Raw genomic sequence first — 24,233 nt, forward strand, 5'->3', positions numbered from 1 at the left:
CAGTTTGGAGCCCGACTGATGCTGTCCGCCAAGTCCGCCGAGGTCGTCGAGGCCACCCTGCCCGCCGTGGGCGGTGCCATCGGGGACATCACCCCGCTCTTCTACGAGCGGATGTTCGCCGCCCACCCCGAGCTGCTGCGCGACCTGTTCAACCGGGGCAACCAGGCCAACGGCACCCAGCGGCAGGCCCTCGCCGGATCGATAGCCGCCTTCGCGACCGCCCTGATCGCCCACCCGGACCAGCGGCCCGACGCGATGCTCGCCCGGATCGCGCACAAGCACGTGTCCGTCGGCATCCGCAACGACCAGTACCGGATCGTCCACGAGCACCTGTTCGCCGCGATCGTCGACGTGCTCGGCGAGGCCGTCACCCCGGAGGTCGCCGCCGCCTGGGACGAGGTGTACTGGCTGATGGCGAACGCCCTGGTAGCCGTCGAGGACCGGCTGCGCGCCGAGGCCGCCGCCGGCGGCGACCCGGCCGACCTCTGGCGCCCCTACACCGTCGTCGCCCGCTACCAGGAGACCGACACCGTCACCACCTTCCTGGTCCGCCCCGCCGACGGCCGGCCCGCGCCCGCCGCCCGCCCCGGCCAGTACGTCTCGGTCCGCACCGAACTCGCCGACGGCGCCCACCAGATCCGCCAGTACAGCCTCTCCGGCACCGCCGACGGCGCGCTGCGCTTCAGCGTCAAGCGCGAGCCCGGCGGCGAGGTCTCCGCCCACCTGCAGGACCACCTGCACACCGGCGGCACCGTCGAACTCTCCCCGCCGCTCGGCGACATCGCCCTCGCCGACGGCGACGGGCCGGTGCTGCTCGCCTCCGCCGGCATCGGCAACACCCCGATGACCGCGATGCTCCACCACCTCGCCGCCACCGGCTCCCCCCGCACCGTCGTGTCGGTGCACGGCGACCGCGACCAGCTCAGCCACGCCTTCCGCGCCGACCTCGCCCAGCTCACCGCCAAGCTGCCGAACGCCACCGCCCACGTCTTCTACGAGCAGCCGCTCGGCGAGTGGCCGGCCGAGCGCACCGGGCTGGTCGACCTCTCCACCGTCGAGGTCCCGGCCGGCACCACCGCCTACCTGTGCGGACCGCTGCCCTTCCTGCGCACCGTCCGCGAGCAGCTGCTGGCGGCGGGCGTCCCCGCCGCCGACATCCACTACGAGGTGTTCGGTCCGGACCTCTGGCTCGTCTGAGGCCCCGCCGCACGCGGCCCGCTCGGGACGGATCCCGGGCGGGCCGCCGCCGCGCCGCCGGCCGGGCCGCACCCGGAGGCCGGGCCGCCCGCGGCCGCTGCCGCAGTCGGTCGACGGCGCACTCGGCCGACGGCGCCCGCGATCACGCCGGCCGGAGCTCCAGCGTGCAGCACTTCGCCCCGCCGCCGCCCTTCAGCAGCTCCGAGACGTCCACCGGCACCGGTTCGTAGCCGGCCTCGGCGAGCCGCCCGGCCAGGTTCTTCGCGGTCTCGGGCAGCAGCACCCGGCGGCCGTCCGAGACGGCGTTGAGGCCGAACACCTCGGCGTCGGCCCGGTCGGCGAGGATCGCGTCCGGGTACAGGGTGCGCAGCACGGCCCGGCTGTCCGCGTCGAAGGCCTCCGGGTAGTACATGACGTGGTCGTCGGCGAGCACCGCCAGCGCCGTGTCCAGGTGGTAGAAGCGCGGGTCGACCAGGGTCAGGCTGACCACCGGGACCCCGAACAGCGCGCCCGCCTCGGCGTGCGCGGCCCGCGAGGTGCGGAAGCCCGAGCCGGCGAGCACCCGGCGGCCGACCACCAGGTGGTCGCCCTCGCCCTCGTTGACGTGCCCGGCGCGGCGCACCTCCTGGTAGCCGTTCGCCCGGAACCAGGCCTGGTAGGCCGTGGACTCGGCGGCCCGCTCCGGGTACCGGAAGGTCGCGACCAGGGCCCGGCCGTCCAGCACGGTCGCGCCGTTGGCGGCGTACACCATGTCGGGCAGGCCGGGCACCGGGTCGATCAGCTCGACGGTGTGGCCGAGGCGCCGGTACAACCGGTGGAGCCGCTCCCACTGGCGCAGCGCGAGCGCGGTGTCGGTGGGCTGCGCCGGGTCCATCCACGGGTTGATGGCGTAGTCCACGGTGAAGTGCGTCGGCCGGCACATCAGGTAGCGCCGCGGCCGGGCGGTGCGCTCCGGGGTCTGGGTGGGCATTCCTCCACCGTCCTTGGGTGCGGGGGGTTCGGGGCGGTCCGTGGTTCGGAAGACCGTTCGACAGGCGGCTGCCCCGGCGGCGCCGTTCGCACACCCGCGCGGACGCCCCCGGCTGGCGCAACCCCCCGCGCACCCGGCGCGAGCCCCGGCGCACGGGCCGCGGTGAAGGGGGCGCGGTGAACGGGCCGTCGCGCACGGGCCGTCGCGCACGGGCCGCGGCGAACGGGCCGCGGCGAACGGGCCGCGGCCCGTCAGGTGCCGCGGGCGGACGCACCCCGCCCCGCCCCACCTCGCCAACCGCGCGACCTCCGCACCGCGCGACCTCCACGCTCTGCACCGCGCTACCAGCGCACCGCGGCGAAGTCCACCGGGGCGGGCCGCAGCGACCGGCAGCGCTCGGCGAGCGCGCGCAGCCGCCGGTCCGCCTCCGCGGCGGGCATCCGGCGCCGCTCACCGTGGCCTGGCAGCAGCCACTCGAAGTGCAGCGCACCCAGGCTGCGGTCCAGCGAGGCGGAGAGCTCCTCGATCGAGTACCAGGTGATGCTCTCGTGCACCTCCACGTCCCCCGTGGTGCGGGACCAGTAGAGGGTGTCACCGGTGAAGCAGTACCGGTCGTCCACCGCGTAGAGCACGCTGCCCCGGGTGTGGCCGGGGAAGGGACGGGCGGTGACGCCCGGGGCGATCTCCACCGAGTCGAGGCCGCGCAGCACCCGGTCGGCGTCGGGCGCGGCGTCCAGGTCCCCCTCGTGGATCCAGAGCCGGGCACCGAGCCGGTCGGCGTACCGGCGGCCGTGCGCCGCGTGGTCCCGGTGCGTCAGGAGTACGTCGGTGACGGGGCCGAGTGCCTCGTAGCGCGCGGCCAGCGCCTCGGCGAAGCGGGGCGTGTCCACCATCAGCCACCCCGTGGGGCGGCGGCACAGGTAGGAGTTGGCACCCGCGGTGCGGCGGGAGTTGTGGCCGAGCAGCAGCACCTCCTCGTCGAGCGCGAGCGGGAAGGGGTCGCCCGCCGGGTCGAGCGGGCCGCCTGCGGGGCGGACGGAACGGGTGGGGCAGGCGTGGGCGGCCGCCAGGAGGCTGCGGTGCTCTGCCTCGTCGCGCGGCTGGCGGACCAGTTCGGAGCGCCCGCGGTGCTCGCGGATCAGCCCGGGGGCGAGCTGCCGGGCGACGTCGCAGTTGGTGCAGCGGTCGTCGACGGTCCAGTCTCCGGGCAGGCCGGAGGAGGCGTTCGGAGTCATGGGTGGCTTCCCCTCGTCACGGGACGGCGGCCGGCGACAGGGCCCGGCGGCCGGCGCGATCGCGCTCCTCGAGGATGGTCCGGGCGCGCCCGGAAGCGGAAGGGGGCGCGGATCTTGTGCTTTCCGGTGACCGGCGCTCTGGCCGGCGCTCTCACCGGCGCGGGGGGTACGTGGCCCATCTCACGCGCCTCCCCGGTCACCTACGGTGGCGTAGGTCACTTGAGAAGGTGAACTATCTACTTCATGCCGAACCTCCAGGAGACCCTTGACCTCAGTTCGTACGCCGCCCTCGGGGACAGCTTCACCGAGGGCCTGAACGACCCCGGAGCGGACGGCGCCTTCGCCGGCTGGGCCGACCGCCTCGCCAAACTGCTCGCCGACGCCCGCCCGCCGGGCGGCTTCCGCTACGCCAACCTGGCGGTCCGCGGCCGGCTGCTCGACCAGATCGCCGCCGAACAGGTGCCGCAGGTCCAGCGGCTCCAGCCGGACCTCGCCACCTTCTGCGCCGGCGGCAACGACATCCTCCGCCCGGGCAGCGACCCGGACGAGGTGGCCGAGCGCTTCGAGGCGGCCGTCGTCCGACTCACCGAGGCGGCGGGGACGGTGCTGATCTGCACCGGCTTCGACACCCGGGACGTGCCGCTGCTGAAGCACCTGCGCGGCAAGATCGCCACCTACAACGGGCACATGCGGGCGGTCGCCGACCGCAACGGCTGCCAGGTCGCCGACCTGTGGTCGCTGCGCGCCGTGCAGGACCGGCGTGCCTGGAGCGAGGACCGCCTGCACCTGTCCCCGGAGGGCCACCAGCGGGTCGCCCTGCTCGCCGCCCGCTCGCTGGGGCTGCGCACCGAGCAGGACCCGGAGGCGCCCTGGCCCACCGTCCAGGAGCTGTCCGCCGCCGACCAGCGGCGCGAGAACATCCAGTGGGCCCGCGAGTACCTGCTGCCCTGGGTCGGGCGGCGCCTGCGCGGCGAGTCCTCGGGCGACAACGTCGAGGCCAAGCGGCCCGACCTGCTGCCGCTCTGACCCTGCGTCAGACCCGGTCGGGTGCTGCGGGCCGCTCGGTCCGCAGCACCCGGCGTCCCCGGTGCACCCGGCGCCCCCGGAGCGCGCTCAGCGCCCGGTGGACCAGCGCGGCGGACAGCGCGCCGACCAGGTACCAGAACAGGTCCGGCGGGTTGAAGGTCGACCCCAGCACCAGACGGGCCGGCGTGCTGCGCCGGCCGAGCTCCTCGGGCACGCCGGTGAGCTGCAGGAACTCCACCGCCCAGCTCACCACGGAGGCCGTCACGGCCGCCCGCCACGGCCGCACCCGCGGCGCGACCAGCACCACCAGCGCGTACACCAGCACCGTGTAGAGCGCGTCCCCGGCGGCCTTCGCGGGCTCCCCGCCGAGCAGCGCCCGCGCCCCCAGCCCGGCCGCCACCGTCAGCCCCGCCGCCGCGCCGGCCGCAGCCCGCACCCACCCGTCCCCCCGAAGACCGTCCATCCGGCCCACCCTACGGGCCGCCCGCCCCGCCCCTCGACCCCGCTCCCCCGCACGCCGTCAGCACCCCCGCCACGCCCCGGCCACCACACCTCCGCCCACCGGCCCCCTCCCCCCAGGAACCACTGCCCCACCCCGGACGTCACTCCCCCTGCACGCCGTCCGCGCAGGTCGCGGACGGGTGGGACGAGAAGGGCGGGCCGGGAGCGGTGACGCAGGTGATAGACGCGGTGGACGGGGTGGGGCTGCCGGGGCGGCGGGCGTTCGCGGTGGCCGGGTTCGCGTCGGGGCAGGACGGCCGGGCCCGCGAGCGCGGGAAGGCGCTGCGGACCAAGGTGCCGCGGGAGCGGCACGCCGAGCTGGTGCCCGTGGCGGGGCGGCCGACGGCCGTCGAGGCGATCGAGGCGTCCAACGCGGGCCGGATCGGCGCGCTGGTGCCGATCCGGGTCGGCCGGATGGCCGCCACGCCGTTCGCGTTCCTGCGCGGTTCGGCCGGTCTGATGGCCGCCGACCTGGTCGGCACGCCGGACACCGGGGTGTCCGCCCAGCTGTGCGGGGACGCGCACGCCGCCAACTTCGGGCTCTACGGCGACGCCCGCGGTCAACTCGTGATGGACATCAACGACTTCGACGAGACCGTGCCCGGCCCGTGGGAGTGGGACCTCAAGCGGCTGGCCGCCAGCCTGGTGCTGGCCGGCCGGGAGACCGGCGCCGGCGAGGGCACCGCGCGCGCCGCCGCCCAGCACGCGGCCGGCTCCTACCGCCGGACCATGCGCACCCTGGCCAAGCTGCCCGCGCTGGACGCCTGGAACGCCGTCGCGGACGAGCAGCTGGTGTCCTTCGCCGACGCCCACGACCTGGCCGACGTGCTGCGCAAGGTCGGCACGAAGGCGCTCGGCAACACCAGTGCCAGATTCGCCGCCCGCAGCACCGAGCGGACGGACGACGGCGGTTGGCGCTTCACCGCCGCTCCGCCGGTGCTCACCGAGGTGTCCGACGCGACCGCCCGGGCCGTCGCCGCCTCGCTCGGCCCCTACGTGTCCACGCTGCCCGCGGAGGTGCGCACCCTGCTGTCCCGCTACCGGGTGCAGGACGTGGCGTTCCGGGTGGTGGGCACCGGCAGCGTCGGCACCCGCTCGTACGTGGTGCTGCTGACCGACCACCGCGACCAGCCGCTGGTGCTCCAGGTGAAGGAGGCCCGGCCCTCCGTGCTGCTGCCCCACCTGCAGCCGGCCGGCCACCCGGTGCCCGGCCGGGACGGGCACGAGGGCCGCCGGGTGGTGCTCGGCCAGAAGCACATGCAGGTGGTCAGCGACACCCTGCTCGGCTGGACGACGGTGGACGGGCTCCCGTACCAGGTGCGGCAGTTCCGCAACCGCAAGGGCAGCGTCGACCCCGCCGCGCTGCTGCCGAACCAGCTGGACGACTACGCGCGGATCACCGGGGCCCTGCTGGCCCGCGCGCACGCGCACACCGCGGACCCGGCGCTGCTGGCCGGCTACTGCGGCAAGAGCGAGGCACTGGACGAGGCGGTCGCCGCCTTCGCCGTCGCCTACGCGGACCGGACCGAGGCCGACCACGCCGACCTGGTCGCCGCCGTGCGCGCGGGGCGGCTCCCGGCCGAACACGGCGTCTGACGCCCGCTCCGCCGCCCGCGCCCCTCGCCTGCTGACGGCGTCCCGCTGGTGCCGCCCGTCGAGGCCGCCGAAGCCGTCCGGCGCCTCAGCGAGCGAGGAACGGCGCGACCGCCGCGACGAACTCGGCGGGCCGGGCGGCGTGCACCAGGTGCCCGGCCTCGACGGTGACCGACCGGCAGTCGGGGATCCGCCCGGCGAGCTCGACCAGCCCCTCCTGCGGGACGTGGCTGGTCGGGCCGCCGCCGACCACCAGGGTGCGGGCGGTGATCCGGGACAGCCCCTCCCGCCAGGCCGGGTCCGGGCTGTCGATCTGGGCCTTCACGGCGCCGACCACCGCCCAGTCGAAGTGCACCGGGCCGTCCGGCCCGTCCGGCACCGCGGAGGCCGGCCGCGGGTACGGCGCCGGCACGTCCTCCAGGACCAGCCTGGCGACCCGCTCCGGCCGGTGCTGCGCCAGCAGGTGGGCGACCACGCCGCCCATCGAGTGGCCGACGAGGTCGACCCGCGCGAGCCCGAGCGCGTCGAGGAGGGCGAGCACGTCGTCGCGCATCTCCGGCAGCCCGTACCCGGCGGTGCGGCCGCTGTCGCCGTGACCGCGCAGGTCCGGGGCGTACACGCGGTGGCCCGGCGCCAGTGCCGGCAGGACGACGTCCCAGTCGGAGGCGCGCTCACCGAGCGCGTGCAGCAGCACCAGCGGCGGGCCGTCCACGGGCCCGCTGGTACGGCAGGCGAGTGCCACCTCGGGCAGGTTCACGATCCGGACTTCGTTCATGCCCGCCACCGTACGGGCCGACCGGCCGTCAGCCGACGGCCGTTCGCCCTCGGCGCACCCCGCGTGGTTCCGGCCGCGACCTGCGGAGTCAGCTGTCGGACCCTCCACCTAGGGTGGGTGCAGGTCGACGGTCAATCGGTGATCCGTCGGTGATCAAGGGGGCAGGGCCGTGCGGATCGAACGTCACCGGGTGGACGCGTCGCGGGTGGCTGAGGCGCGCGACGGCTTCGTGAACCGGATCGGGAGGCAGGTCCACTCCTACTCCCGCGCCGGCCTGATGACCACCACCGAGTGGCAGCTGATCGCCGACTCCTTCCTCGACTACCTCGGCGCCCTCTCCACCACCCGGCCCGACCTGGACTCCGCCGAGGCCAAGGCCGTCCTCAAGGACGCCACCGAGGCCGCCGCCGGCGCCGTCTCCTTCGCCGCCTACTACCCGGTCGACGGCTTCCACGTCTTCCTCGACTACCCGAACTTCGGGATGAGCTACGACCGCGAGCACGGGCTCGCGCGCGACCCCCGGCACCTGGTCACCGCCCGGGAGTGGCTGGACGCCTTCTGCCTCGCGATCGTCTCCGACAAGGTCTCCCACCACGGCGAGGCCTTCGGCTGGGCCCGGCAGCTGATGCCGGACGAACCGGTCACCCCCGCCCTCGAACTCGTCGACGGCTTCTTGGCCCACTACTTCGAGGAGGGCGGCTCCCCGGACTCTGCCGACTCCGCCGATGCCGACTCCGACTCCGCCGACTCCGACTCCGCCGGCGGGGCGCAGCCCGGTCTGCGCGCCCTGCGCGCCCTCACCGACGGGGACCGCGCGGCCTTCGACTCCGCGCTGCTCGCGCTCCTCCAGGACGGCCCGCACGGCACCCGGCCCGCCGGCCTCCTGCCGCTCGTCCCGATCGCCCTCGCCGCCCTCGGGTACCGCACCCACGGATGGACCCCGGCCGTCGACACCGACTACCTCCCCCACGCCCTGGTCACCGGCTTCGAGACACCCGGCCCGCGCGTCCACGGCCTCGGCCGCGACCGGCGCCCCGACGCGGTGGCCCGGCTCGCCGCCGGGCCCGTCGACCTCGACCGTCCGATCCCGGCCCTACCCCTCAGCCCGGACAGCGAGGCGCGGTTCGAGCAGCGCGTCCAGCGGGCGATCACTCCGAAGGGGGGCGAGCCGCTGGACGCGTGGGAGCTCACCGGCGCCCTGCGCTACCAGACCTGGCTCCTCGCGGCACGCGCCTCGGAGTCCGCCGACGCCACCGACGCCCAGCTCGCCGACCTGCGGCTCGGCTCCGGGCTCGGGGCCGCCGCGTTCCGGGCCGCCCTCGCCGAACCGGGCACCGAGGCCGAGGTGACGGTCGACGGGCGGACGCTCCGCTTCCCCGCCAGCCGGTGCAGCGACTTCGGGCCGGCCTTCTGGGAGACGGCCCTGTCCTACGCGCTGATCACCGGCAGCTCCGAGGACCTCGAACCGCTCGTCCTGGCCGGCCCCACGATCGCCGCCGAGGACCGCTCCCCGTTCGCCTCGTACCGCACCGCCCTGCACGACCACCTGCGCGGCGCGGACCCGCTCCCGGCCACCCGGCGCGCCCTGGAGGAGGTGGAGCGCAGCAGGGAGCAGGGCTTCCTCCCTCCCCCGGTCGTCCTGTTCTCCCAGCTCGTCGAGGGCGACGAGAGCAGCTTCAACCTCGCCCTGCTCGACGCGCTGGAAGCCCACCGCGATCACCACTCCGTCGCCGACCGGGCCACCGAGGCCGGTGCCGCGCTCAGCCTCGGGGTCCTCGCCCTCGCCTGCCACGCCCGGCGCAGCCGCGGCTGGTCGATACGCGTCCGGTCGCCCTACCTCCCGCCGCGCCTGCTGACGGCGGCCGGGGCCGGGGCCGGGGCCGGGGCCGTCTGACGCCCCGGGCCGGGCCGGGCACACCGTCAGCGTCCGAGGCCGGGCAGGGACAGCGGAGAATCCGCCGGGGCCACGGCGTTCAGGGGGCCGGGCGCAGGTCGTCCTGGTCCTTGAGGACGGTCACCTGCTCGCCCGAGTCGACGTACGAGACCACCCCTCGCCACCGGCCGTCGGCGCCTCGCCGCCACTCGGTGAGGAGGCCGCGCACCCACTGCGCGTCCACCCGGACGAGGCAGGGCTTGGCGGTGCTGGTCGGCCGGTACGCGGGGAAGCAGCGGATGCAGGCGCCGCGCCCCTGGGCCATGGCGTCGGCCAGCGCGACGCGGGTGGGCTCGTGCACCTCCTTCCGGAAGCGGGCCGCGCGGGCCTGCCCGTCGGCGAGTGCCTCGCACGCCACCGAGCGGTGGAAGACCGAGCCGCCCCGGGTCGTCCAGACGGACGCGGTCAGACCTCGGGGAACCGCTTTGCAGTGACCGCACTGCCCGACTATCAGTCCGTGATCACACCGCTCGTCAGCCATGACTGCATCGTGCCGCCGGCCCGGCGGAAGATCAATGACACCTCGTCAGACCACCGTTTCGGGAGCCCGGGCGGGGGCTCGGCGACGGCACGGAAAGGGCTCCCGGGCAGCCCCTCGCCCTGCCGGGCGGGGCGCGGGCCGAGCCCGCCGGAGCGGCACGCCCGCATCCGGAGCCCCGGTCAGCCGTCCGGGGTCACCCCCTGTCCCGGCCGGCCCGTCCGGGGGCCCGGTGGGCGGCCGTCGGTCGGCGGCCGGGGTGTGGTCGGCGGTGGGTCCAGGTGCGGGGGTGATCGTATGATGTGCGCGGATCGGGGCCGGTCAACGGCCCACGGGGGCGAGGGGGAACCATGTTCGGCATCATCAGACCGTGCAAGCACCGGCTGTCCGAGCGGCTCCGTGCCTCGTGGATGGCGCACCTGTGCGGGCTCTGCCTCGCCCTGCGCGACGACCACGGCCAGCTCGCCCGCACCGCCACCAACTACGACGGCCTGATCATCTCGGTGCTGGTCGAGGCCCAGGCCGCCCGGGACGACTCCTCCTGGCGGCGCACCGCCGGGCCGTGCCCGCTGCGCGGCATGCGCACCGCCTCCGTCGCCCGGGGCGAGGGTGCCCGGCTCGCCGCCGCCGTCTCGCTCGCCCTCGCCTCGGTCAAGATCCGCGACCACGTCGAGGACCGCGACGGGGTGTTCGCCCGGCGCCCGGTCGCCGCCGGGGCCCGGGCCGTCACCCGCCGGTGGGACCGGAAGAGCGCCGGCAGCGCCTCCGCGATCGGCTTCGACACCGGCGTGCTGCTCGAAGCCGCCTCCCGCCAGGGCGGGTTGGAGCGGACGCTGCGGCCGGGCGGTTCGGTCCTGCTGGTCACCGAGCCCACCGAGACCGCCACCGCGGCCGCGTTCGCGCACACCGCCGTCCTCGCCGGGCGCCCCGGCAACGCCGCCGCGCTCGCCGAGGCCGGGCGGCTCTTCGGCCGGCTCGCCCACCTCCTCGACGCCGCCGAGGACCAGGCCTCCGACGCGGCCAACGGCGCCTGGAACCCGCTCACCGCCACCGGCACCGACCGCGCCGAGGCCGAACGGCTGTGCCGCGACGCCGTCCACGGCATCCGGCTCGCCCTGCGCGAGGTCGAGCTCACCGACCGCGCCCTGGTGCACGCGCTGCTCGCGCACGAGACCGGGCAGGCCGTCGACCGGGTCTTCGGCCCGGCCGCCCACGCCGCCACCTGCCGCACCCGCAACGCCGGACCCGCCGGCGGCGAGCACCCGAACGACGCTCCGCCGCGCCAGGCGCCGCCCGGCCAGGACCCGCTCTCCCCGTGGGTGCCGCAGGGCCCCGGCTTCACCCCGATCGGTGGCAAGCCCCCGCAGCCGCGCAACCTGCTGGCCGGCTGCGCGCTGTGGGCTCTGATGGCCTGCAGCTGCCAGCTGCTCTGCTGCGAGCACGAGGACCCGTTCAGCCGGGAGCGCCGGGAGGGCTGGTGCCAGCGCAACTGCGACTGCGACTGCTGCGACGGTTGTCAGTGCTGCGGTGACTGCTGCGACGGGTGCGACGGGTGCGACTGCTGCGACGGGTGCTGCTGCGACGGCTGCTGACCCGGCGTCACCCCTTGGTGGTGCGCCACTCCGACCGCCGGACCGCACCCGCCCCCAGGACCGCCACCGGCCCGGGACGCCCCCGCGGCGTCCCGGGCCGGATCGCGTCCACACCCGCGTCCGTGCCGGTGTCCGAGGTCGCCCCGGCCCCGCACTCCGACCCGAACGGCCCTGGCGACCCGGCCGACCAGGCCGCGGCCTCGCCGCGCAGCCAGAGCGGCAGCACCGCGACCGGGCCCCGCGGCAGCCCGTCAGGCGTCACGCCGCGCCGCCTCCCGGTCGGCCGCCAGCGAGCGCTCCAGTCGCGCGAGCAGCTGCCGGAAGCGTTCGGCGTCCTGCTCCGTCATCCGCCCGTCGGGCGCCGCCCCCGGCCACTCGGCCGTGTTCTCGTTCATGCACCCGACGCTAGGCCGCGACGATCAACACACGATAAACACCCGCCCCGGCAGTCCCACCGGGGGCGGACCGGCCCCTGTCGCCCCGTGCGCAAATTTATTAGGAAAGTTTCCTTACCTTATAGACCAGCGCCCGACCCGGCACCTACGCTGCTGCCGCGAGCTCGCACCCTCGCCCCGGCACGCGGTCGACCGTGCCACCCCCCACACACCCTCCGGCGGCTGCGCCCCGGAGATCGGAGCACACCCATGCGAGTTTCCCGAACCCGCCGCCTCGCCGCCCTCGCCACCCTGGCCGCGCTGACCGCCGGCCCCGCCTGCACCGCCGGGCCGGCCCAGGCCGCTCCCGACACCGCCATCGCCACCGCCTCCGCCTCAGCGGCCGGCGTGCGACCGCTCGCGGCCGGAGGCCTCACCCCCGACCAGCGCCGCCGGGCCGACCAGCTGATCAGCATCTTCGAGAACAGCACCACCGAGATCCAGTACGGCTACGCCGAGAACATCGACGACGGCCGCGGCGTCACCGCGGGCCGGGCCGGCTTCACCACCAACGACGGCGACGCGCTCAAGGTCGTCCGCGCGTACACCGCCGTCTCCCCGGACAACCCGCTGGCCCGCTTCATCCCCGAGCTGGAGCGCCTCGCCTCCGCCGGCAGCGGCGACACCAGCGGACTGCCGGAGGCCGAGTACGTCGCCGCCTGGAAGCGGTCCGCCGAGGACGCCGTCTTCCGGCAGGTCCAGGACGACCAGGTCGAACAGCGCTACTTCACCCCCGCCATGGACCAGGCCGACCGGCTCGGGCTCACCACCGCCCTGGCTCGCGCCGAGCTCTACGACGCCTCCGTCCAGCACGGCAACGGCGGCGAGTACGACGCCCTGCCCGCCCTGATCGCCCGCACCGGCGCGAAGGTCGGCTCCCCCGCCGTCGCGGGCGAGGCCGCCTGGCTGGAAGCCTTCTTCGAGGTCCGCATCGACGACCTGACCAACCCGGCCAACTCCTCCACCGCCGACGAGTGGCGCAAGTCCGTCGACCGGGTGGAGTGCCTGCGCCGGATCGCCGCCACCGGCAACGTCGACCTGGACGGGCCGCTCGCCGTCACGGCCTTCGGCTCCGCCTACACCGTCGCCTGAGCCACGGACCCGGGGCCCGGTTGTGGGACCGGACCCCGCCCCGACGCCCGTGGGGCTCCGGCCCCACGGGCGCGGGTACGGGTCGGTGGGCCGCCCGCTCCAGGGCGGCCCACCGACCGCCCTGGAGCCGGCCCCGCGACCGGGAAGCGCTGCGCCCCTCCTCCGACGGGGGTCGTCCTTCCGCCGACCGGGTCGCGCGACGATACTGGCCGCATGGGGTTCCTCGTCTTCCTCACGCTGCCCGGGCTGGTGCTGCTGCTCACCGCGCTCGCGCTGGTCGACCAGCTGCTGCTGCGGGCCGGCCGGGCCGGACTGCTGCCCTGGCGGAGCAGCGCACGGCAGGGGCAGGTCTCCGCGACCGGGTTCGAGCAGCTGCACGCCACCTTCTCCGCGGGCAAGCAGCACGAGCTCAAGGAGCGGCAGTCGGCGCTGATGCTGCGCGACGACGACGAGGACGGCGCCCCGCCCCACCGCACCGGTGTCGACCTGGCGCGCGGTTCCGCGGTGATCCGGCTGCCAAAGGCGTCCTGAAACGCCCGGGCCGCCCTGACCCTCCCCGGGCCGCCCGCAGGCGTCCCGACCCCCCGACCCGCCCGCAGGAACCGAGGCGCAGGCCCTGCCCCGCGGGCGCCGGACGGCGGCGGAACGTGGGCTACCCGCGGGTGGCCAGGGCGGCGTCCAGCAGGATGCGCGCGGCCTCCCGGGCGTCCTCGGCCGCGCTCGGGTCGCCGTGCACGGCGGCCGTGGTCATCGCGCCCTCGGCCAGCAGCGCCAGCTGGGTGGCGAGGGCGGGCGGTGCGTCGGCGGCCTCGGCCAGGCCCGCCAGGTAGGCGTTGAACTCCTCCTTGTGGTGCCGGGCGGCCAGCGCGACCGCCGGTGACACGGCACCCAGTTCGCCGAAGGAGTTGACGAACGCGCAGCCCCGGAAGTCGGGTTCGGCGAACCAGCGGCCGAGCCAGTCGAAGACGGCGAGGAGCTGCTCCCGCGGCCGGTCGGCGGCGCCGGCCACGTAGTCGGCGAGGCCGGCCCGCCAGCGGCCGTCCCGCCGTCGCAGGTAGGCGTCGACGAGGTCCCCCTTGGAGGGGAAGTGCTGGTAGAGGCGGCGCATCGTCACGCCGGAGGCGGCCCGGACGGCGTCCATGCCGACCGCCTGGACGCCCTGCCCGTAGAAGAGTTCCTCGGCGGCGTCGAGGATCCGCTCCCGCGCGTCGTCGTGTTCGGTCCGGCGGCCCGGCGACGGCTCCGCCCGCCCGACCGACCGCCCGTTCGCCTGCGCGTCCATCTGCCGTGCCCTTTGCGTGAGAACGATGATTCTCCTAGAGTAGCCACATCAGTGAGAACGCTCGTTCTCGCCGATGTCCGCCGACCCGACGTCCACCCGACCCGAGGAGACCCCCGTGTCCGACCAGCGCCCTCCCCTGCCACCGTTCACCCCGGAGACCGCCCGACAGAAGGTCCGCGCCGCCGAGGACGCCTGGAACACCCGCGACCCCGAGCGCGTCGCCCTCGCGTACACACCCGACAGCCGCTGGCGCAACCGCGCCGAGTTCCTCACCGGACGCGGGCAGATCGCCGAGTTCCTCACCCGCAAGTGGCGCCGCGAACTCGACTACCGGCTCGTCAAGGAACTCTGGGCGCACGACGGCGACCGCATCGCCGTCCGCTTCGCCTACGAGTGGCACGACGACTCCGGCCAGTGGTACCGCTCGTACGGCAACGAGAACTGGGAGTTCGACCGGGACGGCCTGATGGCCCACCGCCACGCCTCCGTCAACGACCTGCCGATCGCCGAGGCCGACCGCCGGTTCCACTGGCCGCTCGGCCGCCGGCCCGACGACCACCCGGGCCTCACCGAGCTCGGGCTCTGACCGGCCGCGGGCGGCACCCGCGCCCGTCGTAGCCTGGCGGGCATGGCAACGACCGTCACCTACCTCGAAATGACCGACCCCGGAGAGCTGCGGGCGGCCCCCGCCGTCGCCGGCCTCGCCCTGGCCCGCGCCGACGGCTCGTCACCCGCCGTCCAGGAGGTCCAGGCCGAGGTCGGCCGGCCGCACGGCTGGCGCAGCGCCCACCGCACCGCACGGGACTGGGCGGCGTACCGCGCCGAACACCCCCGGCGCCAGAGCTGGCTGCTCACCCACCACGGCGGGCCCGCCGGCATCGTCGCCCTGGAACCGCACCCCGACGGGGAGGTGGAGATCACCACCTTCGGCCTGCTGCCCGCGATGGTCGGCCGGGGCCTCGGCGGCTACGCGCTCACCCTGGCACTCCGTCAGGCCTGGGCCACCAGCCCCCTGGGCGGCGGGCCCGCACGCCGGATCTGGCTGCACACCGACTCCGACGACCACCCCAACGCCCTGCCCAACTACCACAAGCGCGGCCTGCGGACCTTCCGGACGGAGGTCCGGGACGCCTGACCGGCGGCCGGGGCCGACCCGCCGGCCGTCCCCTGGGCCGGGCCGGCTGTTCCACGACCGTGACATCCCCCGCACCCGCCCCTGACCCGGCTCTGGGACGCTCCTACTCGAACGCGAACAGCACCCGAGGGGGAACCTGGAATGTCCGTGCGCAACAGATTCGGCACCGCGGCCGCGATCGCCCTGATGACCACCGTCGGCGCCGTGCTGCTCTCCGCCTGCGGCCCCGAGAACTCCGGCTCCGACCCCACCGCCGCCCCCGGCGGCAACGTGTCGGCGACCTCGTCCCCCGGCGGCACGGCGCCGGGCGGCACGGCCCGCCCGAGCAGCCCCGCCCCGGGCGCCAAGGAGGTCAACGGCACCTCCGCCGCCAACCACCTGACCATCAGCACCGGCACCCGGACCGTCGCGATGAACGGCACCACCGTCGACTTCGGGACGGCCGTGCGGGACCTCGCGTGGTCCCCGGACGGCAAGCGGGCCGCCTTCGTCAACGGCGACGGCGACCTCGTCGTGGCCGGCCCCGACGGCAGCGGGAAGGTCACCCTGGCCCGGAACCCCGGCGGCGAGACGTGGTCCCACCCGACCTGGCAGCACGCCGCGAAGAGCCCCGGCGACCTCCCCGAGTCCGCCGACCGCTTCGACGCCGTCGTCTTCTCCGCGGCCAAGGGCGGCGTCCTGCGCCTGGAGAAGATCGCGACCAAGAACGTCGGCGGCACCCCCGAGGTCCTCACCCCGCACAACTCCGAGGGCGGCAACGAGAACATGCCGCAGCCGCCGCAGACCGGCAACACCTGGTCCAACGCGGGTGGCCAGCGCGGCGAGATCGCCTACGCCAACACCCCGGCCGGCGAGGTCTACCTCTACGACGACTACATCCGCCCCGCCACCCGGGACCTCGGCAAGGGCTCCCAGCCCGCACTCTCCCCCGACGGCGAGCACATCGTCTTCGTCCGTGCCGTGAACGGGCACGACCACCTGTTCAGCCGCTCCACGCAGTCCGACCAGAAGGCCGAGAAGGACCTCACCCCCGCGGCCACCACCGACTACACCGAGCCCGCGTGGTCCCCCGACGGCGCGACGATCGCGGCCCGCACCCCCGACGGCGTCAGCACCGTCCCCGCCGACGGGTCCGCCGCCCCGGCGCCGGTCTCCACCGTCAAGGGCCTGCCCGCCTACCGCCCCTGAGCCGACCCGTCCGCCTGAGCGGCCCCGTCCGCCCGGCCCGACCCCGCCGCCTGAGCGGACCCGTCCACCCCGCCCGGTCCGGTCGCCGAGCCCGTCCCGGCCTCCGGGCCCGGCGGAACGACCCGGCCCGACCCGCCGGCCGGACGGCCCGGCCCCGCCAGCTCGGCGCGCAGCGCGGCCAGGTGCTCGTCCGCGGACTCGTGCGGCAGGAACTCGACCACGTCGAGGAAGCGGAACAGCACCCGGGTCTCGGTGACGGCGTACTCGTAGTCGCCGAACCCGACCACCGCGCCCGTGCCGCCCCGCACGGCCCCGCGCACCGCGGCCGCCGTCAGCCCGTCCGGGCCGGCCCCGGTCGTCGCCCGCCGCCGGGCGTTCGGCCGGGCCAGGTACGGGCAGACCATCGCCGCGTACAGCATGCAGGCCCGGTGGCCCGGCCCCTCCATGGTCGGCGCGAGGTTGCGGTACGGCCCGCCCGCGGCGAGCGCCGCGGCGATCGCCGCGCTCTCCGCAGCCCCGACCACCCGCCACACCGGGCCGCGCGGCATGAACCCGCCGCAGACCGAGCAGCGCCGCTGCAGCGCGCAGTCGGCGCTGCGCCCGTGGTCGGTCAGCGCGAACTGCGGCTCACCCGCGTGCCACGGGGTGATCGCGGGCACCGGATAGCCCCTGCCGTCCCGGGGCCGCTCCCCCACCGCCGCCGGCATCGGCACAGAATCGAATCGCACCCCCCATCCATACCAGCCCCGCCCGCCGACGGTCGATCCCGCTGCCCGGTGCGGCAAGGACCGGCGGCCCGGCCGGGGGGCGGCCGGGCGCGGACCTCACTGCGCCCCGGGGGCCTCCTGCGCGAGGAGCACCTTGCGGAGCAGGTCGGACAGGGTGCGGCGCTCCTCCTCGGTCAGCACCCCCAGCAGGCGGCGCTCCTCACGGCCCACCACCTCCAGTGCCTCGTGCCAGGCCGCGCGGCCGGCCGCGGTGAGGACGATGTCGACCTTGCGGCGGTCGGCGGTCGAGGGGGTGCGGACGACGAACCCGCGGCGTTCGAGGGCCTCCAGCCGACCGGTCACGGACGCGGCGGCGAGGTTGAGGTCGGCGCGCAGGTCCGACGGGGCGGCGTGGCCGCCGCGGCCGGCGAGGACGTGCAGGGTGTCGAACTCGTGCTTCTGGAGGCCGTAGTCGGCGACGCCCTGCTCGCGGACCCGCCCGAGGTGGCGGGTGAGCTTCGACATCCGGGTGACGGCGGCCTCGATGTCGGGGTCGAGGTGGGGCAGCACCGGGAGCCAGCGTTCGACGTGGCCGTCCGTCCAGTCGCGGGGCGAGGTCGGCTGGTGGTGCGGGTGCTCGGCCATGGGGTGAGTCTACAAAGCGACCCGGGGTCCCCCTCCGGGGAGAGTCTTTCGATACCGAAATTTCGTTGCCGAAACTTCGGTACCGAAATACAGTGCCACGCGTGACCGAACACCCCCTGCGGAACCGCGACTTCCGCCTCCTCTTCACCGGCCGGACGATCTCCACCCTCGGCGACGCCGCCGTCCCCGCCGCACTCGCCATCGCGATCACCCGCGCCACCGGCTCCGCCACGGCGATGGCCCTCGTCCTGGGCTGCGCGATGCTGCCGCGGCTGGCCCTGCTGCCGCTCGGCGGGGTGGTCGGGGACCGCTTCGACCCGCGACGGGTCGCCCTCACCACCGACCTCCTGCGCGCCGCCACCCAGCTGCTCGTCGCCGTCGAACTCGCCGGCGGCACACCGAGCCTGGCGCACATCGCCGCCGCGTCGGCGGTCGCCGGCACCGCCTCCGCCTTCGCGATGCCGACGGCCGCACCGCTGGTCGCGGCGACCGTGGAGGGCGGCCTCCGGCTGCGGGCCAACGCCCTGCTCGCCTCGGCCGGCAGCGCCGCCCGGCTCGGCGGGCCGGCCCTCGCAGGTCTGCTGGTGTACACCGCAGGGCCCGGCTGGGCCTTCGTGCTCGACGGCGCCTCCTTCGCGCTGAGCGCCGCCCTGCTGACCCGTCTCACCGTCCGTCACCAGCCCGGGGAGCGCCGCTCACTGCGCCGGGACGTCGCCGAGGGCTGGAGCGAGGTGCGCGCCCGCGACTGGTACTGGACCAGCCTGATCGCGCACGGGGTGTGGAACGGCGCCAGCGCGGTGCTGCTCACCCTCGGGCCGCTGATCGCCACCACCCGCCTCGGCGGGGACGGCGTCTGGATCGCCCTCACCCAGGCCGGTGCGGTGGGCCTGCTGGCGGGGTCGCTGATCGCCGGCCGGGTCCGGCCGCGCCGCCCGGTGCTGGTCGCCAACCTCGCCCTCGCGCTGTACGGGCTTCCGCTGGCGGCGCTCGCCGCGGCCGCCCCCGCCGCCGTGACGGTGGCCGCGTACGCGGTGGCGATGGCCGGGCTCGGCTTCCTCAACCCGGTCTGGGCGACGGTCGTCCAGCAGGACTTCCCGCCCGGGGTGCTGGCCCGGGTCACCTCGTACGACTGGCTGCTCTCGCTGGCCGCCGCCCCGCTCGGCTACGTCCTGGCGCCGCTGGCCGCCGACGCCTGGGGCGACGCGGCCCCGCTGCTGGCCACGGCGGCGCTGGTGACGCTGGTCTGCGCGGGCACCGCGGCGGTGCCCGGCGTCCGCCGCGCCGGGACGGCGTCCCCCGCGGACGCGTCGGACGCCCCCGCGGGGGACGCGGCGGCCGCGGAGCGCCCGCCGGCCCGGGCCGGTTCCTCCTGAGCGGCGGGCGTCCCGCAGCGCTCCGGACACGCCCTCGGCACGGCCGTCACGCCCCGCAGGGGGACGTGACGGCCGCTCCCGCTGTCCGGCCCCGGGCAGCGGGGCCGGCCGGGGGTCAGTTCCAGATGCCGGTGATGTCGCTCGCGGTGGCGGCGTTGCCCGCGTGGCCGGTGGCGCCGGCCAGGTCCTCCAGGGTGCGCAGCAGGTTGTAGTGGTTGTAGGTGGTGGCCGAGCTGCTGCCGGGGGCGACGTGGGCGCCGTAGATCACGGTGGGGATCCGGTTGCCGGCCAGCCGGTTGTCCTCGTCGAAGGTCACCACGAGCAGGCTGTTGTGGGTCTTGGCCCAGGTGGCGTAGGCGCCGAGGTTGTTCTTGACCCAGGTGTCGCCGGTGCCGACCGAGCAGTCGTGCATGTCGCTGCAGAGGTTGGGCACGACGAAGGAGACGTTGGGCAGGGTGGTGTAGTCGGTCGGGAACTGCGCGAAGGTCTTGGCCGAGCTGAGCGCGACGTTGCCGAAGCCGAACCACGGGTTGTGCTTCTGCGCGTACTTGCCGCTGCTGCAGACGGTGCTGCCCTGGGACGGCAGGGTCTCGTTGTAGCTGGCCCAGGTCCTGCCCGCGGCGGTGACCTCGGAGGCCAGGTTGGCGCCCTGGAGCGCGCCGACGCTGACGCAGCTGTCGTCGGTGATGCCCTGGGTGGAGCCGGAGAACAGGGCGTAGTAGTTCGGCTGGCTCGGGTGGGTGATGCCGAACGACTGGGTGAGGTTGGCGCCGCCGGTGGCCAGGGAGTTGAGGTACGGGGCGCTGCTGCTGCCGATGACCTGGGTGTAGGCGTGGTTCTCCATGACCACCACGATGATGTGGTCGGGCGTCGGCAGCGCGGCGGCGTGCGCGGTCGTGGCGGTGGCGGCCCAGAGGCCGGCGGAGGCGGCCACGAGCGCGGCGGCCGAGCCGAGGGCGGTGGCGGTGCGGCGGGAGCGCGGCTTGGTGGGGTTCACGGGCTGGGTGGGCTTCGTGGGCGAAGTCATGACAAGTCCTTGGGTAGGGAACGGCCGTGGCGGCCGTCCGGCCGGGGAGCGGACCGCGGGACGCCTGGCGGGCTCGGTGGGGCGGGGAGGGCCGAGGTGCCGGAGCACGCTCGGAGCGCCCGAACAGCATCGGGTGGATCCGTCGACGCGGGTAGGCCACGGCAGGTGAAACCTTGGCTCCGGGCCGGGAAACGGTTGGTGCGTCCGGTCCGGTTCACTTTGCCAGCGGCCGCCCCGGCCGGTGATAGTGGATCTTCGAGGACGTGGCCCGACGCCGCGTCAGCTGACGAGAGAACAGAGGACCATGGCGAAGACCAGCCTTCTCCGCCCGCTCGCCGTCGCCGCCGCCGGTGCCGTCCTGGTGGCGACCGGTGCCGCGCACGCCGCCGCCGCCGACCGGGACACCACCGGGGCACCCACCCCCGACACCGCCGCGGTGCTCGCCGCCCTGAGGACCACCGCCGACGCGGGTGCCCCGGGTGCCTTCGCGGTGATCCGCGACCACGGCGCCGGGTCCACCACCCGCTCGCTGTCCGTCGGCAAGGCCGACCTCGACGGGACCCCGATGAACTCCTCGTGGCGGTTCCGCGTGGGCAGCAACAGCAAGATGTTCGCCGCCGTTCTCGTGATGCAGCTGGCGGAGGAGGGCCGGATCGACCTCGACCGGCCGCTGCGCGACTATCTCCCGGCCGGGACGCTGCCCGACGGCTGGACGATGACCGGCCGCCAGGTCATGGAGCACCGCGCCGGGATCTACGACCACACCAACGACCTGCTGGAGCAGGCCGGCGAGGAGACCACCAGCGCCTTCGAGGCGCGCATCCGCAGCACCGTGTACGAGCCGCGCGACCTCGTCGCGATGTCCGTCAAGCACGGCCAGCAGTACACGCCCGGCAGCCGCTACTCCTACTCCAACACCGACTTCGTCCTGATGGGCCTCGCCGTCGAGAACCTGACCGGCCAGCCCTACGCGGAGGTGCTGAACGAGCGGATCATCCAGCCGCTCGGCCTGAGCAGGACCTCCTTCGTCGTCCCCGACCAGGACATCCGGGGCGCGCACGTCACCGGCTACCTCACCAACGACGACCGCACCAAGCCGCTGCTGGACTCGACCCTGGCGAACGGCTCCTGGGTGTGGGCCGCCGGCGCCGTCATCTCCGACGCCGCCGACCTCGACCGCTTCCTCACCGCACTGGTGGCCGGCAGCAAGGGCGGCCTGGTCACGGACGACTCGCTGAAGCAGATGACCGCCGCCATCCCCACCCCCACCGCGAAGGTGGCCTACGGCCTCGGGCTGCGCCGGATCACGCTCTCCTGCGGCGACGTGTACGGCCACGGCGGCATCGTCCAGGGCTTCCAGACCCAGTCCTTCACCACCCAGGACGGCAAGCGCTCCGTCGTCGTGTTCGCCAACGCCTCCAACAACGGCGCCGTGACGCAGGGCCTGATGGGCGCGCTGGAACCGGCCTTCTGCGGCAAGAAGCCCGCCGCGGCGCGCAACTCCTTCGCCCCGAGCGCCTTCGCCGAGGACGACGTCCTGCCGGTGGTCGAGGACACCCGGATCTGACACCCCGCCCCCGGCCGGGCCCGCGGCGTCAGCCCGTCCGGCGGTGGCTCTGCCGGGGGCCGTCCGTGCTCAGGTCGGTGAGCGCCTCGGTGAGCAGTTCGCGGGCCTCGTCGGCACGGCCCTGCTCGATCAGGGCCGTGCCGAGCTCGGTCAGCGTCTTGGTCATGCTGTCCGGCCGGCCGATCGCCTCGTAGTGGGTCAGGGCCTGCCGGTACGCCTTCTCGGCGGCCGGCCAGCGCTTCAGCGCGGCGCGGTCCAGGCCCAGTTCGTGCGCCGTCATGGCGGCCATCAGGTGCATCAACGGCGAGGACCAGCGCTCCACCAGCTCCAGCGCCCCGGCGAGCGCGCGACGGCGGTAGTCCACCGCCTCCTCGGCGCGGCCGGAGTCGCGCAGGCAGTTGGCGGCCCCTCGCAGGGTGACCAGCCGGCCGATCCTGGCCGAGCGGCTGGTCACGGTGCCGAAGGCCTCCCCGGCCCGCCCGTAGGCGTCGATGGCCTCACGGTGGCGGTGCAGGTGGCGCAGGCCCGCGGCGAGGTAGCTGAGCGCCCAGCCCTCCTGCTCGCGGTCGCCGAGCCGGCGGGCCAGTTCCAGCCCCTCGCCGGCGAGTTCGGTGCCGCGCTGGTAGCGGTGCAGGCAGGTGACGTAGGTCCAGGCCAGGTAGTTCACGTGCACCACCTCGGCCTGCCGGTCGCCGCAGGCGCGGGCCGAGTCGACGGAGAGCTGGAAGACCTCCGTCCAGAGGTCCCAGCTCAGCAGCCGGTCCGAGAACCAGTGCATGGCCTCGGCGGTGGCGATCACCTCGCGGTGCCGGCCGGCCGCGAAGGCCTGGTAGAGGGCCGCCAGCCACTCGGTGTGCTCCTCCTCCAGCCAGCGCGCCGCCTCGGTGAGCGGCACCGGCGGGCCGGAGCCCTCCCACGGACCCCCGGAGTGCGGCCCGGCGCCCGCGGCCGTGGCCTGGGCGTGGTCCGGGTCGAACCGCAGGCCGAACTCGGCGGCCCGGTCCAGCAGCCAACCGCCCGCCCTGGTGCGGGCGTCCGCCACCGCGCCGGGCTCCTCGTCGACGCCCAGCCGCTCGCCCGCGTAGAGCCGCACCAGGTCGTGCAGGCGGTAGCGCTCCGGGGTCGCCAGCTGCACCAGCCCCGCGTCGATCAGCTGTTCCAGGACCAGCTCGGTGCGGGCGGCCGACAGGCCCGCGTAGGCCGCGGCGACGGCGGCGGTGAAGTCGTGCCCGGCGGTCAGCGCGCAGCGGCGCAGCACCAGCTGGGACTCGGCGGGCAGCCGCCGGTAGGACAGCGCGAAGGCCGGGCGGACGGCCAGGTCACCGGTGGCCAGGAGGTCCAGCCGGTGCTCCTCGGCCGCCAGCTGGCGCACCAGGTGGCTCACCGGCTGCTGCGGGCGGGCGACCAGCCGCTGCCCGGCGATCCGCAGCGCGAGCGGAAGGTAGCCGCAGAGCCGGGCCAGTTCGGCGGTGGCGTCGGGCGCGGCCTCGATCCGCTCCCGGCCCGCGATCCGGGCCAGCAGGTCGGCGGCCTCGCCCGGGGAGAGCGCGTCCAGCCGCAGGCGGTGCACCGACTCCAGGCCGGGCAGCACGTTGCGGCTGGTGACCAGGGTGACGGCCGGGCCCGAGCCGGGCAGCAGCGGGCGGACCTGGGCCTCGTCGGCGGCGTTGTCCAGCACCAGGACGAGCCGCCGCTCGCGCACCAGCGCCCGGTAGAGGCCCGCCCGCTCCTCCGTACCGGCGGGCACCGCCCGGTCCGCGACCCCGAGGGCGCGCAGCACCTGGCCGAGGGCGTCCCGGGCGGAGAGCGGGGTGGCGGACATCCCGCCGAGGTCGAGCGAGAGCTGGCCGTCCGGGAAGAGCGGGGCCAGGGTGTGCGCGGCGTGCAGGGCGAAGGCGGTCTTGCCCAGGCCGGGCTGACCGCTGATCAGGACCACCCGGGGATGGGCCGGTTGGGCGTCCCCGGCGAGGTCCGCGAGCAGCGCGAGGGCGTCCTCACGGGCGGTGAAGTCGGCGATGTCGCGGGGCAGGGCGAGGGCGCCGGGGGCGAGCGGGGCGGCGGCCTCCGGCTCGGCCGGGGGCCCGGTCACGCCGGCGGCGACGGGCTCCGCACCGCGGTCCGGCGAGGCGGGGGCGGTGCCCGTGGTGGCGCTGGGGCCGGCGGTCGCCGTCGACCGGGTGCCCCGGGGGCGGCCCGACTGGGCGGCCCGGTCCAGGGTGGCGGCGCGCGCCGCGTCCAGCCCCAGCGCCTCGGCCAGCGCCCGGACGGTCCGCCGCTGCGGCCCCCGGGTGCGGCCGCGCTCCATGTCGCCGACGGCGCGCAGGCTGACCCCGGCCGACGCGGCGAGCTCCTCCTGGGTGAGGCCCGCCGCCACCCGGTGGCCGGCCAGCAGGCGGCCGAACTCGCCGCCCCCGTCGGCGCCCGAACCTGCCACCGTGTCGCTCGCAGCCGTCATGTCCGCCCCTGATCGCACCCGTTACTTC

The 24,233-nt window shown here is 75.8% G+C and carries 23 protein-coding genes; 12 read left to right on the forward strand and 11 right to left on the reverse strand.

What is annotated here, in order from left to right; translation table 11 throughout:
* Positions 1-18 precede the first annotated feature (18 nt).
* The gene (locus ACIA8Q_RS02420; protein WP_360221705.1) at positions 19-1,197 is read left to right on the forward strand and encodes a globin domain-containing protein; all 1,179 of its coding nucleotides are present in this window, start codon (positions 19-21) and stop codon (positions 1,195-1,197) included.
* 142 nt (positions 1,198-1,339) lie between these two features.
* Here ACIA8Q_RS02420 and ddaH read toward each other — a convergent pair whose 3' ends face one another.
* A complete protein-coding gene (ddaH, locus tag ACIA8Q_RS02425) occupies positions 1,340-2,167 on the reverse strand; it encodes a dimethylargininase (RefSeq protein WP_360221702.1) in 828 nt (275 codons plus the stop codon).
* Positions 2,168-2,508: 341 nt separating this feature from the next.
* Positions 2,509-3,402, reverse strand: coding sequence for an MBL fold metallo-hydrolase (locus ACIA8Q_RS02430; RefSeq protein ID WP_396316634.1), 894 nt, complete (start codon positions 3,400-3,402; stop codon positions 2,509-2,511).
* Between the two features lie 243 nt (positions 3,403-3,645).
* Between ACIA8Q_RS02430 and ACIA8Q_RS02435 the strand changes: the two genes are divergently transcribed.
* A complete protein-coding gene (locus tag ACIA8Q_RS02435) occupies positions 3,646-4,428 on the forward strand; it encodes an SGNH/GDSL hydrolase family protein (RefSeq protein WP_360221696.1) in 783 nt (260 codons plus the stop codon).
* A 7-nt stretch (positions 4,429-4,435) separates the two neighbouring features.
* Here ACIA8Q_RS02435 and ACIA8Q_RS02440 read toward each other — a convergent pair whose 3' ends face one another.
* Positions 4,436-4,891, reverse strand: a complete 456-nt coding sequence (locus ACIA8Q_RS02440) for a DUF2809 domain-containing protein (RefSeq protein WP_360221693.1) — start codon at positions 4,889-4,891, stop codon at positions 4,436-4,438.
* A gap of 206 nt (positions 4,892-5,097) precedes the next feature.
* Between ACIA8Q_RS02440 and ACIA8Q_RS02445 the strand changes: the two genes are divergently transcribed.
* Positions 5,098-6,525, forward strand: a complete 1,428-nt coding sequence (locus ACIA8Q_RS02445) for a DUF2252 domain-containing protein (protein ID WP_396316635.1) — start codon at positions 5,098-5,100, stop codon at positions 6,523-6,525.
* 85 nt (positions 6,526-6,610) lie between these two features.
* Here ACIA8Q_RS02445 and ACIA8Q_RS02450 read toward each other — a convergent pair whose 3' ends face one another.
* Positions 6,611-7,297, reverse strand: a complete 687-nt coding sequence (locus tag ACIA8Q_RS02450; RefSeq protein ID WP_360221690.1) for an alpha/beta hydrolase — start codon at positions 7,295-7,297, stop codon at positions 6,611-6,613.
* 169 nt (positions 7,298-7,466) lie between these two features.
* Between ACIA8Q_RS02450 and ACIA8Q_RS02455 the strand changes: the two genes are divergently transcribed.
* Positions 7,467-9,191, forward strand: a complete 1,725-nt coding sequence (locus ACIA8Q_RS02455) for an immunity 49 family protein (protein WP_396316636.1) — start codon at positions 7,467-7,469, stop codon at positions 9,189-9,191.
* Between the two features lie 79 nt (positions 9,192-9,270).
* Here the strand turns inward: ACIA8Q_RS02455 and ACIA8Q_RS02460 are convergent, their stop codons facing one another.
* Positions 9,271-9,531 carry a hypothetical protein gene (locus ACIA8Q_RS02460; protein WP_363365310.1) on the reverse strand — a complete coding sequence of 87 codons (261 nt, stop codon included), beginning with the start codon at positions 9,529-9,531 and terminating at the stop codon, positions 9,271-9,273.
* 527 nt (positions 9,532-10,058) lie between these two features.
* On the opposite strand from ACIA8Q_RS02460, the gene ACIA8Q_RS02465 reads away from it, so the two are divergent.
* A complete protein-coding gene (locus tag ACIA8Q_RS02465) occupies positions 10,059-11,300 on the forward strand; it encodes a DUF5685 family protein (protein ID WP_360221681.1) in 1,242 nt (413 codons plus the stop codon).
* 251 nt (positions 11,301-11,551) lie between these two features.
* On the opposite strand, the gene ACIA8Q_RS02470 is transcribed toward ACIA8Q_RS02465, so the two are convergent.
* A complete protein-coding gene (locus ACIA8Q_RS02470) occupies positions 11,552-11,695 on the reverse strand; it encodes a hypothetical protein (RefSeq protein WP_360221678.1) in 144 nt (47 codons plus the stop codon).
* A gap of 249 nt (positions 11,696-11,944) precedes the next feature.
* Between ACIA8Q_RS02470 and ACIA8Q_RS02475 the strand changes: the two genes are divergently transcribed.
* Together ACIA8Q_RS02475 and ACIA8Q_RS02480 are read left to right on the forward strand one after the other, a co-directional pair.
* Positions 11,945-12,826, forward strand: a complete 882-nt coding sequence (locus ACIA8Q_RS02475; RefSeq protein ID WP_360221675.1) for a chitosanase — start codon at positions 11,945-11,947, stop codon at positions 12,824-12,826.
* Between the two features lie 213 nt (positions 12,827-13,039).
* Complete coding sequence (locus ACIA8Q_RS02480; RefSeq protein ID WP_360221672.1) at positions 13,040-13,357, forward strand: DUF6191 domain-containing protein; 318 nt, start codon at positions 13,040-13,042, stop codon at positions 13,355-13,357.
* Positions 13,358-13,478: 121 nt separating this feature from the next.
* Here the strand turns inward: ACIA8Q_RS02480 and ACIA8Q_RS02485 are convergent, their stop codons facing one another.
* On the reverse strand, positions 13,479-14,108 hold the full coding sequence (locus tag ACIA8Q_RS02485) for a TetR/AcrR family transcriptional regulator (RefSeq protein WP_360221669.1): 630 nt from the start codon (positions 14,106-14,108) through the stop codon (positions 13,479-13,481).
* A gap of 115 nt (positions 14,109-14,223) precedes the next feature.
* Between ACIA8Q_RS02485 and ACIA8Q_RS02490 the strand changes: the two genes are divergently transcribed.
* The 3 genes from ACIA8Q_RS02490 (at position 14,224) to ACIA8Q_RS02500 (ending at position 16,431) form a co-directional block, all read left to right on the forward strand.
* Complete coding sequence (locus tag ACIA8Q_RS02490) at positions 14,224-14,694, forward strand: nuclear transport factor 2 family protein (protein WP_360221666.1); 471 nt, start codon at positions 14,224-14,226, stop codon at positions 14,692-14,694.
* Between the two features lie 42 nt (positions 14,695-14,736).
* On the forward strand, positions 14,737-15,243 hold the full coding sequence (locus ACIA8Q_RS02495) for a GNAT family N-acetyltransferase (RefSeq protein WP_360221663.1): 507 nt from the start codon (positions 14,737-14,739) through the stop codon (positions 15,241-15,243).
* A gap of 147 nt (positions 15,244-15,390) precedes the next feature.
* Positions 15,391-16,431: a hypothetical protein gene (locus tag ACIA8Q_RS02500; protein ID WP_396316637.1), complete on the forward strand. Its 1,041-nt coding sequence runs from the start codon at positions 15,391-15,393 to the stop codon at positions 16,429-16,431.
* On the opposite strand, the gene ACIA8Q_RS02505 is transcribed toward ACIA8Q_RS02500, so the two are convergent.
* Together ACIA8Q_RS02505 and ACIA8Q_RS02510 are read right to left on the reverse strand one after the other, a co-directional pair.
* On the reverse strand, positions 16,419-17,090 hold the full coding sequence (locus tag ACIA8Q_RS02505; protein WP_360221657.1) for a hypothetical protein: 672 nt from the start codon (positions 17,088-17,090) through the stop codon (positions 16,419-16,421). The genes ACIA8Q_RS02500 and ACIA8Q_RS02505 overlap by 13 nt on opposite strands.
* 165 nt (positions 17,091-17,255) lie before the next feature.
* Complete coding sequence (locus ACIA8Q_RS02510; RefSeq protein ID WP_360221654.1) at positions 17,256-17,783, reverse strand: MarR family winged helix-turn-helix transcriptional regulator; 528 nt, start codon at positions 17,781-17,783, stop codon at positions 17,256-17,258.
* Between the two features lie 101 nt (positions 17,784-17,884).
* On the opposite strand from ACIA8Q_RS02510, the gene ACIA8Q_RS02515 reads away from it, so the two are divergent.
* The gene (locus tag ACIA8Q_RS02515) at positions 17,885-19,156 is read left to right on the forward strand and encodes an MFS transporter (protein WP_396316638.1); all 1,272 of its coding nucleotides are present in this window, start codon (positions 17,885-17,887) and stop codon (positions 19,154-19,156) included.
* 115 nt (positions 19,157-19,271) lie between these two features.
* Here ACIA8Q_RS02515 and ACIA8Q_RS02520 read toward each other — a convergent pair whose 3' ends face one another.
* The gene (locus tag ACIA8Q_RS02520) at positions 19,272-20,183 is read right to left on the reverse strand and encodes an alkaline phosphatase family protein (RefSeq protein WP_360221648.1); all 912 of its coding nucleotides are present in this window, start codon (positions 20,181-20,183) and stop codon (positions 19,272-19,274) included.
* 304 nt (positions 20,184-20,487) lie between these two features.
* On the opposite strand from ACIA8Q_RS02520, the gene ACIA8Q_RS02525 reads away from it, so the two are divergent.
* Positions 20,488-21,750 carry a serine hydrolase domain-containing protein gene (locus ACIA8Q_RS02525; RefSeq protein WP_360221645.1) on the forward strand — a complete coding sequence of 421 codons (1,263 nt, stop codon included), beginning with the start codon at positions 20,488-20,490 and terminating at the stop codon, positions 21,748-21,750.
* A 28-nt stretch (positions 21,751-21,778) separates the two neighbouring features.
* Here the strand turns inward: ACIA8Q_RS02525 and ACIA8Q_RS02530 are convergent, their stop codons facing one another.
* Positions 21,779-24,205, reverse strand: a complete 2,427-nt coding sequence (locus ACIA8Q_RS02530) for a tetratricopeptide repeat protein (protein WP_363365317.1) — start codon at positions 24,203-24,205, stop codon at positions 21,779-21,781.
* Positions 24,206-24,233 lie beyond the last annotated feature (28 nt).

Source organism: Kitasatospora sp. NPDC051705 (assembly GCF_044453265.1).
In the GTDB taxonomy this organism is placed as follows: Bacteria; Actinomycetota; Actinomycetes; order Streptomycetales; family Streptomycetaceae; genus Kitasatospora.

Bases quoted from the DNA above. Each gene is read 5' to 3' on its own strand.
- ACIA8Q_RS02510 (WP_360221654.1), bottom strand. From the start codon at position 17,783: ATGGCCGAGCACCCGCACCACCAGCCGACCTCGCCCCGCGACTGGACG.
- ACIA8Q_RS02435 (WP_360221696.1), top strand. From the start codon at position 3,646: ATGCCGAACCTCCAGGAGACCCTTGACCTCAGTTCGTACGCCGCCCTC.
- ACIA8Q_RS02520 (WP_360221648.1), bottom strand. From the start codon at position 20,183: ATGACTTCGCCCACGAAGCCCACCCAGCCCGTGAACCCCACCAAGCCG.
- ACIA8Q_RS02450 (WP_360221690.1), bottom strand. From the start codon at position 7,297: ATGAACGAAGTCCGGATCGTGAACCTGCCCGAGGTGGCACTCGCCTGC.
- ACIA8Q_RS02495 (WP_360221663.1), top strand. From the start codon at position 14,737: ATGGCAACGACCGTCACCTACCTCGAAATGACCGACCCCGGAGAGCTG.
- ACIA8Q_RS02525 (WP_360221645.1), top strand. From the start codon at position 20,488: ATGGCGAAGACCAGCCTTCTCCGCCCGCTCGCCGTCGCCGCCGCCGGT.
- ACIA8Q_RS02485 (WP_360221669.1), bottom strand. From the start codon at position 14,108: ATGGACGCGCAGGCGAACGGGCGGTCGGTCGGGCGGGCGGAGCCGTCG.
- ACIA8Q_RS02440 (WP_360221693.1), bottom strand. From the start codon at position 4,891: ATGGACGGTCTTCGGGGGGACGGGTGGGTGCGGGCTGCGGCCGGCGCG.
- ddaH (WP_360221702.1), bottom strand. From the start codon at position 2,167: ATGCCCACCCAGACCCCGGAGCGCACCGCCCGGCCGCGGCGCTACCTG.
- ACIA8Q_RS02420 (WP_360221705.1), top strand. From the start codon at position 19: ATGCTGTCCGCCAAGTCCGCCGAGGTCGTCGAGGCCACCCTGCCCGCC.
- ACIA8Q_RS02470 (WP_360221678.1), bottom strand. From the start codon at position 11,695: ATGAACGAGAACACGGCCGAGTGGCCGGGGGCGGCGCCCGACGGGCGG.
- ACIA8Q_RS02465 (WP_360221681.1), top strand. From the start codon at position 10,059: ATGTTCGGCATCATCAGACCGTGCAAGCACCGGCTGTCCGAGCGGCTC.
- ACIA8Q_RS02430 (WP_396316634.1), bottom strand. From the start codon at position 3,402: ATGACTCCGAACGCCTCCTCCGGCCTGCCCGGAGACTGGACCGTCGAC.
- ACIA8Q_RS02480 (WP_360221672.1), top strand. From the start codon at position 13,040: ATGGGGTTCCTCGTCTTCCTCACGCTGCCCGGGCTGGTGCTGCTGCTC.
- ACIA8Q_RS02475 (WP_360221675.1), top strand. From the start codon at position 11,945: ATGCGAGTTTCCCGAACCCGCCGCCTCGCCGCCCTCGCCACCCTGGCC.
- ACIA8Q_RS02530 (WP_363365317.1), bottom strand. From the start codon at position 24,205: ATGACGGCTGCGAGCGACACGGTGGCAGGTTCGGGCGCCGACGGGGGC.